This is a genomic window from Enterobacter dykesii, assembly GCF_008364625.2.
GTDB lineage: Bacteria > Pseudomonadota > Gammaproteobacteria > Enterobacterales > Enterobacteriaceae > Enterobacter > Enterobacter dykesii.
Genome location: NZ_CP126604.1, coordinates 3,918,392 through 3,931,618, shown reverse-complemented (window position 1 = coordinate 3,931,618; position 13,227 = coordinate 3,918,392). Strand labels below are relative to the sequence as shown.

10 protein-coding genes are annotated in these 13,227 nt (G+C 60.0%); 2 read left to right on the top strand and 8 right to left on the bottom strand.

The window, feature by feature from the left end; genetic code table 11:
- Positions 1-16 precede the first annotated feature (16 nt).
- Positions 17-1,504, top strand: coding sequence for a UxaA family hydrolase (locus F0320_RS18715; protein WP_126329220.1), 1,488 nt, complete (start codon positions 17-19; stop codon positions 1,502-1,504).
- Positions 1,505-1,596: 92 nt separating this feature from the next.
- Here the strand turns inward: F0320_RS18715 and sstT are convergent, their stop codons facing one another.
- The 4 genes from sstT to F0320_RS18695 form a co-directional block, all read right to left on the bottom strand.
- Positions 1,597-2,838, bottom strand: a complete 1,242-nt coding sequence (sstT, locus tag F0320_RS18710; RefSeq protein WP_126329221.1) for a serine/threonine transporter SstT — start codon at positions 2,836-2,838, stop codon at positions 1,597-1,599.
- Positions 2,839-3,056: 218 nt separating this feature from the next.
- Entirely contained in the window at positions 3,057-4,025 is a 969-nt protein-coding gene (locus tag F0320_RS18705) for a TerC family protein (RefSeq protein ID WP_023309283.1), read from the bottom strand.
- A gap of 250 nt (positions 4,026-4,275) precedes the next feature.
- On the bottom strand, positions 4,276-5,274 hold the full coding sequence (locus F0320_RS18700) for a Gfo/Idh/MocA family protein (RefSeq protein WP_126329222.1): 999 nt from the start codon (positions 5,272-5,274) through the stop codon (positions 4,276-4,278).
- Positions 5,275-5,344: 70 nt separating this feature from the next.
- Entirely contained in the window at positions 5,345-5,848 is a 504-nt protein-coding gene (locus F0320_RS18695) for a YgjP-like metallopeptidase domain-containing protein (protein WP_126329223.1), read from the bottom strand.
- Positions 5,849-5,931: 83 nt separating this feature from the next.
- On the opposite strand from F0320_RS18695, the gene rlmG reads away from it, so the two are divergent.
- The gene (gene rlmG, locus F0320_RS18690; RefSeq protein WP_126329224.1) at positions 5,932-7,068 is read left to right on the top strand and encodes a 23S rRNA (guanine(1835)-N(2))-methyltransferase RlmG; all 1,137 of its coding nucleotides are present in this window, start codon (positions 5,932-5,934) and stop codon (positions 7,066-7,068) included.
- On the opposite strand, the gene F0320_RS18685 is transcribed toward rlmG, so the two are convergent.
- From F0320_RS18685 to lsrR, 4 genes are all read right to left on the bottom strand, one after another.
- Positions 7,065-9,086 carry an NADPH-dependent 2,4-dienoyl-CoA reductase gene (locus F0320_RS18685; RefSeq protein ID WP_126329225.1) on the bottom strand — a complete coding sequence of 674 codons (2,022 nt, stop codon included), beginning with the start codon at positions 9,084-9,086 and terminating at the stop codon, positions 7,065-7,067. The genes rlmG and F0320_RS18685 overlap by 4 nt on opposite strands.
- 201 nt (positions 9,087-9,287) lie before the next feature.
- Positions 9,288-10,430 (bottom strand): IS481 family transposase, encoded by a 1,143-nt coding sequence (locus tag F0320_RS18680; protein WP_431605437.1) that lies wholly within the window; start codon positions 10,428-10,430, stop codon positions 9,288-9,290.
- A 123-nt stretch (positions 10,431-10,553) separates the two neighbouring features.
- A complete protein-coding gene (gene lsrK, locus F0320_RS18675) occupies positions 10,554-12,149 on the bottom strand; it encodes an autoinducer-2 kinase (RefSeq protein WP_126329226.1) in 1,596 nt (531 codons plus the stop codon).
- A 34-nt stretch (positions 12,150-12,183) separates the two neighbouring features.
- On the bottom strand, positions 12,184-13,152 hold the full coding sequence (lsrR, locus tag F0320_RS18670) for a transcriptional regulator LsrR (RefSeq protein ID WP_047652762.1): 969 nt from the start codon (positions 13,150-13,152) through the stop codon (positions 12,184-12,186).
- Positions 13,153-13,227 lie beyond the last annotated feature (75 nt).

Genomic DNA, 13,227 nt, shown 5'->3' with positions numbered 1-13,227 from the left:
GCCGTTTGAGGTTGATATGCAATACATCAAAATCCATTCGCTGGATAACGTGGCCGTCGCGCTGACGGATCTCGCTGAAGGCGACGTGGTGACCGTTGATAACCAGAGCGTCACCCTGCGTCAGGCGATCGTTCGTGGACACAAGTTTGCCCTGATCCCCATTGCGAAAGGGGAGAACGTGGTGAAGTACGGTTTGCCCATCGGCCATGCGCTGGCGGATATTGCGCCGGGTGAATACATTCACTCACACAATACCCGCACCAATCTGAGCGATCTGGACGAGTACAGCTATCAACCTGATTTACCCGCGGAAGAGCGTCAGGCGGCGGATCGTGAGGTGCAGATCTACCGTCGCGCCAACGGTGACGTGGGGATCCGCAACGAGCTGTGGATCCTCCCGACCGTCGGCTGCGTCAACGGCATCGCGCGTCAGATCCAGACGCGTTTTCTGAAAGAGACCAACAGTGCCGAAGGGACTGACGGCGTGCATCTGTTTAGTCACACCTACGGCTGTTCCCAGCTCGGTGACGACCACATTAACACCCGCACCATGCTGCAGAACATGGTGCGTCATCCAAACGCGGGCGCGGTGCTGGTGATTGGCCTGGGCTGCGAGAACAATCAGGTGGACGCCTTCCGCGACACGCTGGGCGAGTTCGATCCTGAGCGAGTACACTTTATGGTGTGCCAGCATCAGGACGACGAAGTGGAAGCGGGCGTTGAACAGCTACACCAGCTTTATGAGGTGATGCGTCACGACAGGCGCGAGCCGGGCAAGCTGAGCGAGCTGAAGTTTGGGCTGGAGTGCGGCGGGTCTGATGGCCTTTCCGGTATTACTGCCAACCCGATGCTGGGCCGCTTCTCGGATTACGTGATTGCCAACGGCGGCACGACGGTGCTGACCGAAGTGCCTGAAATGTTCGGCGCGGAGCGTATTCTGATGAGCCACTGCCGCGACGAAGAGACCTTTGAGAAGACCGTCACCATGGTGAACGACTTCAAACAGTACTTCATCGCCCACAATCAGCCGATTTACGAGAACCCGTCGCCGGGCAATAAAGCGGGCGGGATCACCACGCTGGAAGAGAAATCCCTCGGCTGCACCCAGAAAGCGGGCGCGAGCCAGGTGGTCGACGTTCTGCGCTACGGCGAGCGCCTGAAAACGCACGGTCTGAACCTGCTGAGCGCACCGGGCAACGATGCGGTCGCCACCAGCGCGCTGGCGGGTGCCGGCTGCCATATGGTGCTGTTCAGTACCGGTCGCGGCACGCCGTACGGCGGTTTTGTGCCGACGGTGAAAATCGCCACCAACAGCGAGCTGGCGGCAAAGAAAAAGCACTGGATCGACTTTGATGCGGGCCAGTTGATTCACGGTAAAGCCATGCCGCAGCTGCTGACGGAGTTCGTGGACACTATCGTGGAATTTGCTAACGGCAAGCAGACCTGTAACGAGAAGAACGACTTCCGCGAGCTGGCGATCTTTAAGAGTGGTGTGACGCTTTAACCGGTGCGGCCAGATGCCCTCACCCTGAGCCTCTCCCACGGAGAGAGGCTACAAACACTAAAAACGGCAACCTCAGGGTTGCCGTTTTGCTGTTAACCTCGCAGGGCGTTCTTCGCTAAACGCGCGTCTTCCGCCTGACAGGCCGCTGCGGTAAACAGCACGTCGGTAGAGGAGTTCAGCGCGGTTTCGCAGGAGTCCTGCAGTACGCCGATGATAAAGCCGACGGCCACGACCTGCATTGCAACCTCGTTCGGGATGCCGAACATATTACACGCCAGCGGGATCAGCAGCAGCGAACCGCCCGCCACGCCGGATGCACCACAGGCACACAGCGACGCTACGACGCTCAGCAGCAGCGCGGTTGGCAGATCCACCGGAATGCCCAGCGTATGCACCGCCGCCAGGGTCAGCACGGTAATGGTGATTGCCGCGCCCGCCATGTTCACGGTTGCACCCAGCGGGATCGATACAGAATAGGTATCGCGGTCCAGGTTCAGCTTTTCCGCCAGCGCCATGTTCACCGGAATATTCGCCGCAGAGCTGCGGGTGAAGAAGGCATACACGCCGCTCTCGCGCAGGCAGGTCAGCACCAGCGGATACGGGTTACGGCGGATCTGCCAGAACACCAGCAGCGGGTTAATCACCAGCGCCACCAGCAGCATACAGCCGACCAGCACAACCAGCAGCTGCGCATAGCCCCACAGCGCGTCGAAACCGGTGGTTGCAAGCGTAGAGGAGACCAGCCCGAAAATGCCGATTGGCGCAAAGCGAATCACCAGCTTCACCATAAAGGTGACGGCGTTGGACAGATCGTTGACCAGGTTTTTCGTGGTGTCGTTACCGTGACGCAGCGCGAAGCCCAGACCAATCGCCCAGACCAGGATGCCAATGTAGTTTCCGCTCATCAGCGCGGTGATGGGGTTAGAAACCATGCTCATCAGCAGTCCGCGCAGCACTTCGACAATGCCGGATGGCGGCGTGATGTCACCGGCCCCGCTGGTCAGGTGCAGCGTGGACGGGAACAGGAAGCTAAACACCACGGCCGTTAAGGCAGCCGAGAAGGTTCCCAGCAGATACAGGAACAGAATGGGGCGAATGTTGGTTTTTTGTCCGTGCTGGTGGTTGGCAATCGACGCCATGACCAGCATCAGAACCAGTACCGGTGCCACGGCCTTCAGTGCGCCAACGAAAAGGGTACCGAGCAGCCCTGTGGCCTCCGCCGCAGGTTTTGACACCATCGCCAGCAGAATACCCAGCACCAGTCCGACCAGAATTTGTTTAACGAGGCTGCCCTGCGCCAGGCGCGCGAACAGACCGCTTGATTGTGTGCTCATACGTTTTTCCTGAGTGAAATTGCGTTCCATCCTGATGTGCTCTTAGTCACATTTATGTCCGGATGTAAGTAAATGTTTGCCTGGTCGAGTATAGGGAATGCGCGAAAGGAAGGAAGCGTAAAATGCTGGATTTTACGTGTCACATCATATTTTTTAACTGTTGCGTTACAAAAGTGTGTTCACCCTCTCCCTGTGGGAGAGGGCCGGGGTGAGGGGGATTACTCCACCTGCTGCTTCTTATCGTGCTGGCGGTTAACCCAGGTATTGATAATCAGCGTCACGATCAGAATGCCAAACACCACGCCGAGCGAAATGGCGATCGGGATATGGTAGAAATCAACAATCAGCATCTTGATACCGATAAACACCAGAATCACCGACAGACCGTATTTCAGCATCGAGAAGCGCTCCGCCGCGCCTGCCAGCAGGAAGTACATCGCACGCAGGCCGAGGATGGCGAAGAGGTTTGAGGTCAGGACGATGAACGGGTCGGTGGTCACCGCGAAGATTGCTGGAATGCTGTCCACCGCGAAAATCACGTCGCTCAGCTCAACCAGAATCAGTACCAGCAGCAGCGGAGTGGCAAACAGCAGGCCGTTCTTGCGCACGAAGAAGTGCTCGCTCTCAATCTTATCTGTCATGCGCAGATGACCGCGGATCCACTTAACCAGCGGGCGATCGCCAATCGCGGAGCCGTCCTCTTTCGCCAGCGCCATTTTGACCCCGGTGAACAGCAGAAACGCGCCGAAGACGTACAGCAGCCATTCGAACTGGGTAATCAGCCAGCTGCCGGCGAAGATCATGATGGTACGCAGGATAATCGCGCCCAGCACGCCGTAGACCAGCACGCGTCGCTGCAGGGCAGCAGGCACGGCAAAGTAGCTGAACAGCATCAGCCAGACGAAGACGTTATCAACCGCCAGGGCTTTTTCAATCAGATAACCGGTGAGGAAGGCGAGCGCCTGAGGGTCGGCCACTGCGCGGCCTTCGGTCGAGGCCAGGTACCACCAGAAGGCGGCACAGAACAGCAGGGAAAGGGTAACCCAGACCAGCGACCAGGCGGCGGCCTGCTTCATGGTCATGCCGTGCGCGCCGCGACGGCCCTGCAAAAAGAGGTCGATCGCCAGCATGATGAGCACGACAACCGCGAATCCGCCCCACAACATTGGAGTGCCGACAGAATGCATACTATTTTCCTTACACATAAAAAACAAAAACGGCCATGGTCAGAAGACGATAGCCGTTAGCTTTTTATGCATAGACCTCGCCTCCCGGCAAGGTCTCACTTACAACCATGAAGGTTGCCCGGCGACCGGATGCGCGTTTAACGCATCGTAATGACGATCCACCGGCGAAGAAGTTACTCCCCTTTGCAGGTAACAAAATATGTCAGACTATTGGTTTCGTCAATGGTCTGCGCCGTTTCATTACACAGCTTTACGCGATAACTTCCGCGCTCACGCCGTCTGCCGGGAATACCACGCCTGTCTGACGGCGGATCTCCGTTTGCAGTTTCGCCGTGGTGCGGCTCACCGCGAGGCCAGGGTGATTCACTTCGTTGTCTTCCACCAGACGGGCGAAGACCTCTGCCTCATAGAGCATAGTGTTAATATGCTGAGGCTGCGTCAGCTCCTGCGCTTTGCCGCCGCGCGGCACAAAGCTGATCTTCTGGCACTCGGAGATCTTTTCGATAACCAGCGAGCCCGCTTCGCCCTGAATTTCGCTCGGCAGCACGGAATCGCTGACTTTGGAGTGCTGCAGCGTGACGCTAAAATCACCGTAGTCCAGCACCGCTACACCGTGCGCATCCACGCCGCTCTCCAGCAGGCTGGCTTGCGCACTGACGCCGTGCGGTTCGCCCCACAGGGCCACGGCAGAGGCCAGGCAATAGAAACCGATATCCATAATCGAGCCGTTCGAAAACGCCGGGTTAAAGGTATTCGGGTTCTCGCCGTCCAGATAGCGCTGGTAGCGCGACGAGTACTGGCAGTAGTTGATAAAGGCTTTACGCACTTTGCCAATTTTCGGCAGCGACTGCTGCAGCAGCAGGAAATTCGGCAGGCTGGCGGTTTTGAACGCTTCGAACAGCACCACCTGGTTTTCGCGGGCAAGCGCAATAGCCGCTTCCACTTCCTCAATATTTGACGCCAGCGGCTTCTCGCAAATCACATGCTTTTTATGGCTGAGGAACAGCTTCGTTTGCGGGAAGTGCAGGGAGTTCGGGCTGGCGATATACACCGCGTCAATGGCGTCGCTTTGTGCCATCTCATCAAGCGAGGTGAAGAGATGCTCAACGAGGTAATCGTTGGCAAAACTCTGCGCCTGCTCAAGGCTGCGGGAATAGACTGCGGTAAGTTTCAGTTTGCCGGTTTCGTGGGCGGCGTCGACGAACTGGCGCGTGATCCAGTTCGTTCCAATGACTGCGAAACGTATCATAAACGTTTACGTACTCCGTAGCGGGGAACCTTTAGCCACTGTAGCACGTCATCATGACAATTCGCGTGCGCTATTCCGCATTACCATTTAACGATAAATGCGTAAGCCACAGACGAGTATCAAACTCCAGCTGGTGGTATTGCGGCTCCATGTGGCAGCACAGGGAGTAGAACGCTTTGTCGTGCTCTTTCTCCTTCAGGTGCGCCAGTTCGTGCACCACGATCATCCGCAGAAAGGCTTCCGGTGCGTTACGGAAAACCGTCGCGACGCGGATTTCGGCCTTCGCCTTCAGCTTGCCGCCCTGTACGCGGGAGATGGCGGTGTGCAGGCCGAGCGCGTTTTTTAGCACGTGGATCTTGTTGTCGTACATCACCTTGTTGATCGGCGGCGCGCTCTTCAGATACCGGCTTTTCAGATCCTGCGTATACTGCCAGAGGGCCTTATCGGTCGCGAAATCGTGCGTGCCGGGATAGCGTTTTTCCAGCACCGCGCCGAGCTTCTGCTCGGCAATCAGGTTGCGAACCTGAGACAGTAAATGCTCCGGATAGCCCTGGAGATAAGTAAGTTGGTTCATCAACGCCCCAAATCGACAATAAAACGGGTATACTCACGCACCCTTTTCAGGGATACGCCAAATTTTACCATTCAGGAGGGCCGATGAGCCACTTAGACAACGGTTTCCGTTCACTCAACCTTAAACGTTTCCCGGAAACGGACGACGTTAACCCGCTCATGGCGTGGGAAGCGGCGGATGAATATCTGCTGCAGCAGTTGGATGAGACTGAAATCCGCGGCCCGGTTTTGATCCTGAATGACGCCTTTGGCGCGCTGGGCTGCGCCCTGGCGGAGCACACGCCGTACAGCATCGGCGATTCCTACCTGAGCGAGCTGGCGACGCGTGAAAACCTGCGCCATAACGACCTCGAAGAGTCCAGCGTGAAGTTCCTCGACAGCACCGCGGATTACCCGCAGTCGCCGGGCGTGGTGCTGATCAAAGTGCCAAAAACCATGGCGCTGCTGGAACAGCAGCTGCGCGCGCTGCGTAAGGTCGTGACGCCGGAAACTCGCATCATCGCGGGTGCTAAAGCGCGCGATATTCACACTTCGACGCTGGAGCTGTTCGAGAAGGTCCTCGGCCCAACCACCACCACGCTGGCGTGGAAAAAAGCGCGCCTGATCAACTGCACCTTCAGCGCGCCGGAGCTGGCCGACGCGCCGGAGACGCTGAGCTGGAAGCTGGAAGGCACCGACTGGACCATCCACAACCATGCGAACGTCTTCTCCCGCACCGGGCTGGATATCGGGGCGCGTTTCTTTATGGAACATCTGCCGGAAAATCTGGAAGGTGAGATTGTCGATCTGGGCTGCGGTAACGGCGTGATTGGCCTGACGCTGCTGGCGAAGAACCCGGACGCCAGCGTGGTGTTCAGCGACGAGTCGCCGATGGCGGTGGCCTCCAGCCGTCTGAACGTGGAAACCAACATGCCGGAAGCGCTGGACCGCTGCGAGTTTATGATCAACAACGCGCTGTCCGGCGTCGAGCCGTTCCGCTTCAACGCCGTGTTCTGCAACCCGCCGTTCCACCAGAAGCACGCCCTGACGGATAACGTCGCGTGGGAGATGTTCCACCACGCGCGCCGCTGCCTGAAAATCAACGGCGAGCTTTATATCGTGGCTAACCGCCATCTGGACTACTTCCACAAGCTGAAGAAGATTTTCGGCAACTGCGTCACGATTGCCACCAACAACAAATTCGTGGTGCTGAAATCCGTGAAGCTGGGTCGTCGTCGCTAAATCATCAGTGCAAGCTGGGTGCCCTGCGCAATTGCGCGTCGCGCATCCAGCTCCATCGCCACGTCGCACCCGCCAATCAGATGCACCGTTTTACCGGCTTCGCGCAGCGGATCCGCCAGATCCCGTTTCGGCTCCTGCCCGGCACATAAAATGACGTGATCCACGCGCAGTAGCTGCGGTTCGCCGCCGATCGTGACGTGCAGCCCCTCATCGTCGATCTTCTCATAGCTTACCGCCGGGATCATCTTCACCCCGCGAGAGAGCAGGGTGGCACGGTGGATCCATCCCGTGGTTTTGCCCAGCCCTTCGCCCGGCTTGCTAGCCTTGCGCTGCAGCATCACGATCTGGCGCGGGCTTTTCGGCAGCTGCGGCCCTTCCGGGCGTAGCCCGCCGGACTGGCTCAGGCTGGTGTCGATACCCCATTCCACGCAAAACTCGGCAATGTTCTGGCTGGTGGCCTCGCCCGGCTGGCTTAAGTACATGGCGGTATCAAAGCCGATCCCGCCGCAGCCGATAATGGCCACCTTCTCGCCGACCGGCGCTTTGTCACGCAATACATCCAGATAGCTCAACACCTTCGGATGATCGATACCCTCGATCGCAGGCGTGCGCGGGACGATCCCACTCGCCAGGATCACCTCGTCAAAACCGATCAGATCCGCCGCGCGGACAAACTGATTAAGCCGCAATTCGACGCCCGTCAGGTCGATCATCCGGCGGTAGTAGCGCAGGGTTTCATAGAACTCCTCTTTGCCGGGGATCTGTTTGGCGATATTAAACTGCCCGCCAATCTCCGCCAGCGCATCAAACAGCGTCACGCTGTGGCCTCGCGAGGCGGCATTCACCGCAAACGCCAGCCCCGCGGGGCCTGCGCCTACGACGGCCAGGCGCTTTTTATTGACCGCCGGAACGATCGGCATTTTGGTTTCATGGCAGGCGCGCGGGTTCACGAGGCAGGAGGTGACCTTCCCGACGAAGATCTGATCCAGACAGGCCTGGTTGCAGCCGATGCAGGTGTTGATTTCATCCGCACGGCCGCTTTGCGCTTTGGACAACAGTTCGGCATCGGCGAGGAACGGACGCGCCATCGACACCATATCGGCGTCGCCGCGCGAAATCACATCGTCCGCCACCTGCGGATCGTTAATGCGGTTGGTGGTGACCAGCGGAACAGAGACTTTGCCTTTCAGTTTCCGTGTTACCCAACTGAACGCCGCGCGCGGCACCGGCGTGGCGATAGTCGGGATGCGCGCCTCGTGCCAGCCGATGCCGGTGTTGATAATGGTGGCGCCTGCGGCTTCAATCGCCTGCGCCAGCTGCACGGTCTCGTCGAACGTGCCGCCGCCCTCTACCAGATCGAGCATCGAGAGACGGAAGACGATAATAAAGTCCGCGCCCGCACGTTCGCGCACCGCGCGCACCACCTCCACGGCAAAGCGCATCCGGCGGGCATAGTCGCCGCCCCATTCGTCATCGCGCTGGTTGGTGCGGGCGGCGAGAAACTCGTTAATCAGATAGCCTTCTGAGCCCATCACCTCAACGCCGTCGTAGCCTGCCTCACGCGCCAGCGCCGCGCAGCGGGCAAAGTCGTCGATCAGCGCCAGGATCTCATCGTGGCTGAGGGCGTGAGGCTTAAAGCGGTTGATCGGCGCCTGAATGGCCGACGGCGCGACCAGGTTCGGCTGGTAGCTGTAGCGCCCGGTATGCAGGATTTGCAGGGCGATTTTTCCGCCCTCGCGGTGTACCGCGTCGGTCACAATACGGTGGTGCGGCAGCTGTGACGCATCGTTCAGAACCGCGCCGCCCTCCATGCCCACGCCGGAAGGAGCCGGGGCCACGCCGCCGGTGACAATCAGCGCTACTCCGTGGCGGGCGCGCTCGGCATAGAAGGCTGCCAGACGCTCGGCCCCGTCCGGATGCTCCTCCAGCCCGGTGTGCATTGAGCCCATCAACACGCGGTTTTTGAGGGTAGTGAACCCCAGATCGAGGGGGGCGAATAACGACGGATAGCGGCTCATAGTCTCTTCCAGTGTAAAATTATTGTTATGTGGTCGGATGAGTTACTAATTTAGCCAGCGGGGAGTAAAAGGGAAAAGGCGAATGCAGTGATTGTGATGGGATTCAAATATTGGTGTGGCCTGATGCCCTCACCCTAACCCTCTCCCTTGTACAGTCCGGGGACATGGTAGACAGGTGTTCGGGGACATGGTGAACACTTTTTAACATCCTTTACCCATGGTGATCGACTTTTTCTTCAGGTCGATCACCCCCACTTTCGTGCTGTACCACCACACCTCATAGCTGCCGTCTTCCTGCATTTCCTTCAGCCCGACCCGTTCTCCCCTGAACGCCTTGCCTGCGCTCAGACTTACCCCTTTCACGCTCAGCTTTCCGCTGATATCCACTTTCCTTACCATCACGCCCTCGTCGTATTCCGGGGGCGTTGTGTTGCCGCTGTACTGCCGCGCTGACGGCTGATACCGCGAGCCCGGTACCGCCATATCCAGCGCCTCGTGCGGGCGTTCAAGGTTGTACACCGTCCGCCAGTGGTCGAAGGCACGCTGCAGTTCGCCCTCGTTCGCGAACCACTTCCCCTGCAGCACTTCCGCCTTCAGGCTGCGGTGAAAACGCTCCAGCTTGCCCTGCGTCTGCGGATGATAAGGCCGGGAATGGCCCACCCGGATACCGTGGCGCATCAGCCACAGCTCCAGCGCCGTCCAGGTACCGGTGGTGTCGCCCCACGGTGAGCCGTTGTCCATTGTCATCCGGTCCGGCAGGCCGTAACGTTCAAACACGCTGACCAGCTGCTGCTGCACGGTCTCGCGCCGTTCATCGGTACAGGGCGCCAGGCACAGGGAAAAACGGGAGTGGTCGTCCAGCAGGGTGAGCGGATGGCAGCGGCCGCCGCCAAAGGGAAAGTGGCCCTTAAAATCCATCTGCCAGAGGCGGTTCGGCGCGTCGTGTTCGAACCGTCCCGTGGCGGGTATGCCCGGTGAAGCGCCCGGCAGCAGACCATGGCGGGCCATCAGGCTATGGACGGTGCTGAAGGCGGGCATGCGGTGCCCCTGGTCTTCGAGCCAGCGCTTAATCTTGCGGGCTCCCCAGCGTTCATGGCGGTCATGGGCCATGCGCAGCAGGGCAGTGATGTCGTCAGATGAGCGGTTCGGGGAATGGTGGGGTATGCGGGGCCGGTCCTGAAGGCCGGACGGGCCTTCCTGAGCCCAGCGCTGAAGCCACTTGTAGCCGGTGGCAGGTGAAATGCCGAAGCGACGGCAGAGGGAACGGATGTTCGCCCCGTCCTGCGAGGCGAACAAAACAAACTCAGTACGTAATGACATGGTATCTCTCGCATCCCAGGGCATAAGCGACTCCATAAACGGGTTCTTATGCCTTAGTTGTAAGTGTCTACCATGTTCCCGAACAAGTGTTCACTATGTCCCCGGACCGTACACCCTGAGGGAGAGGGGACGTAATCTCCCTCTCCCTCAGGGAGAGGGCCGGGGTGAGGGGGATGTCCGCACCAGTCCCGGTGCCTGCCACATCGACGTCGTCAGCCCGCTGTCCACCAGCCCGAGCTGGTCGGCGTACACCGCCTGCCACTTCTGCATCATGCTGTCGTACAGCTCCCGGTGTTGCGGGTTCGGCGTGAACTCGCGGCTCCACTTCACCAGCCGCTCGCCCGTCGAGGCCATATCCGCAAACAGCCCCGCGCCCGCGCCTGCGGCAATCGCGCAGCCGAGCGCCGTTGCCTCTTTCACTTCCGGCACGCGCACCGGCAGCCCGGTAACGTCGCTTAAAATTTGACTCCACAGGGCGCCTTTGGCCCCGCCGCCTGCAAATACCAGGCTTTCAAACGTCACGCCGGAGAAGTGCGAGATCTGCGCCAGGTTGCAGGCCGAGACGATCGCCGCGTTCTCCTCCAGGGCGCGGAACAGCGTCGCTTTGTTGCACTTTTCCGGGTCGATGGAGAGGTTAATAAACGACGGCGCGGCGTGGTACCACTGCTTGAAATGCATCGCGTCGGAGAAGATCGGCATCACCCCGTAGGAGCCCGCCGGCACGCGGCTCGCCATCTCTTCCAGCAGGGAATAGGTGTCCATCCCCATCCGTTCGGCAATCAGCTTTTCCTCGGCGCAGAAGGCGTCGCGGAACCAGCGCATGGTCAGCCCGGTGAAGAAGCTGATCGACTCCGCCTGCGCCATGCCGGGAATAACGTGCGGATTCACGCGGATGTTCATCTCGGGGTCGGTGCGCACCTGCGGTAGGTTGACCACCTGCTGCCAGAAGGTGCCGCCCAGCACCGCCGTCTGGCCGGCGCGGACCACGCCCAGCCCCAGACAGCCCAGCTGCACGTCGCCGCCGCCCATCACCACCGGCGTGCCCTCGCGCAGGCCGCTCTGCTGCGCGGCCTCTTTGGTGATCGCGCCCAGCACGGTGCCGGTCTCTTTCACCGGGGAGAGAATATCGGCGCGCAGCCCGGCCATGTCGAGCAGCGCCGGACGCCAGTCGCGGGAAAACAGATCCAGCATGCCGGTGGTGCCCGCGTTAGACGGGTCGACCGCCAGCTCGCCGGAGAGCTTCGCCGCCAGCCAGTCGCTGATCATGGTGATGGTGGCGGCTTTACGGTAAATGTCAGGACGATGGTGCGCCAGCCACAGGAGGCGCGGCATGGCGCTCAGCGCCAGCGTCTGTCCGGAAACTTCATACACCTCGGATTCAAAACGGTCGTCGTGGATCTCTTTGAGTTCGGCCACCTCGCGGCTGGCGCGGGCGTCGACGTTGGCGCAGGCCCAGATGGCCTCGCCGTTGCGGTCGTACAGCACGATCCCTTCGCGCATGGAGCAGCAGGCGACGGACTGAATATCCGCCGCGCTCAGATGCGCCAGCTCAAGCGCCTGGTGAATGCACCGGCAGGCCAGCCGCCAGTTGGTGTCGAGGTCGAACTCCATCGATCCCGGCACGTTCTCCACGCTCAGGTGCTTCCACTCGGCCTGGCCGACGGCAATCTGGTTGCCCAGTAAATCGAAAATAACGGCGCGAACGCTGCCTGTCCCTGCATCTAACGCTAAAAGGTAACTCATGAGCTTGCCTCGTTGTTAGCGCAGGGCATGCCCGTTACGTCAGGGCCAGCACCGCGCGGGCTGTCGTCTCCTCCGTCACCAGGCCATTGATACGGCGACCCTTCAGTGCGGCATAAATCGCATCGGCTTTCTCTTCTCCTCCAGCCACGCCAACGATGGTGGGCAGCTGCGCCAGTTCATCGAGCGTGACGCCCAGTAATTCTTTATGGATCTCCAGCTCCTCGACGCACTCGCCATCGGCATTAAGGAAATAGCCGAGAATGTCGCCGACCGCGCCTTTGCGGGCGTACATCAGCTGTTCACCTTCGCTGATATAGCCGGATCGCAGTATCGTGGCGTCACGGCGCTGGTTCACTGAACCAATGCCGACCACCGCCACGTCGGCGGCCGTCGCGGCGAGGATCACGTCCCGCACGCTGGTCTCGCGTTTTAAGATCCCGGCCACCTCTGCGGATGACACGCGAAGCGGGGCGGGGATCATGCTGACGCTACAGGCCGCGTCCAGCTGGCCGATACCGGTCATATACGGCCCGACGCCGCCGGAGAGCGTCACCAGGCGGATCTGCTGCGAGCTGATAAAGCCGCTCAGGTGCTGCAGGCTGCTCATGGTGGTTTCACCAAACCCCACCGCCAGCAGCTGGCCGGGCTCCAGCACGCCCATCAGCGACTGCGCCGCGCCAATGCCCAGCCGCACGTTCATCGGCGGCGTATTTAACGCGGGCATCACGCGCACCAGCTTCAGGCCAAAGCGCTGCTGTAGCTCGGTCTCCAGCGCCAGACAGCCCTCGTAGCGGGAGTTGATCTGCACGCGGATCACCCCGGACTGACGGCCTTTTTCCAGCAAGCGGGAGATCTTCAGGCGCGGCAGCCCGAGCCGCTCGCCGATGTCGTTTTGGGTCAGCCCGTCGTGGTAGTAGCACCAGGCCACGCGCGCCACGAGTTCTTCTTCCGCCAGTGCCAGCCCGGCAAACCGTCCTTCTTCCGCAGTGCGTTTATCGCTCATAGTTGAACTCTTATAAAAATTTAGATCATATGTTCGTGATGGCGTGAAGGGAAAATGTGAGCCACGCGACAAAAC

Excerpts from the sequence above, each read along its gene's own strand:
- F0320_RS18680 (WP_431605437.1), bottom strand. The coding sequence starts at position 10,430 with ATGCCCTGGGATGCGAGAGATACCATGTCATTACGTACTGAGTTTGTT.
- F0320_RS18705 (WP_023309283.1), bottom strand. The coding sequence starts at position 4,025 with ATGCATTCTGTCGGCACTCCAATGTTGTGGGGCGGATTCGCGGTTGTC.
- F0320_RS18715 (WP_126329220.1), top strand. The coding sequence starts at position 17 with ATGCAATACATCAAAATCCATTCGCTGGATAACGTGGCCGTCGCGCTG.
- lsrK (WP_126329226.1), bottom strand. The coding sequence starts at position 12,149 with ATGAGTTACCTTTTAGCGTTAGATGCAGGGACAGGCAGCGTTCGCGCC.
- lsrR (WP_047652762.1), bottom strand. The coding sequence starts at position 13,152 with ATGAGCGATAAACGCACTGCGGAAGAAGGACGGTTTGCCGGGCTGGCA.
- rlmG (WP_126329224.1), top strand. The coding sequence starts at position 5,932 with ATGAGCCACTTAGACAACGGTTTCCGTTCACTCAACCTTAAACGTTTC.
- F0320_RS18685 (WP_126329225.1), bottom strand. The coding sequence starts at position 9,086 with ATGAGCCGCTATCCGTCGTTATTCGCCCCCCTCGATCTGGGGTTCACT.
- F0320_RS18695 (WP_126329223.1), bottom strand. The coding sequence starts at position 5,848 with ATGAACCAACTTACTTATCTCCAGGGCTATCCGGAGCATTTACTGTCT.
- sstT (WP_126329221.1), bottom strand. The coding sequence starts at position 2,838 with ATGAGCACACAATCAAGCGGTCTGTTCGCGCGCCTGGCGCAGGGCAGC.
- F0320_RS18700 (WP_126329222.1), bottom strand. The coding sequence starts at position 5,274 with ATGATACGTTTCGCAGTCATTGGAACGAACTGGATCACGCGCCAGTTC.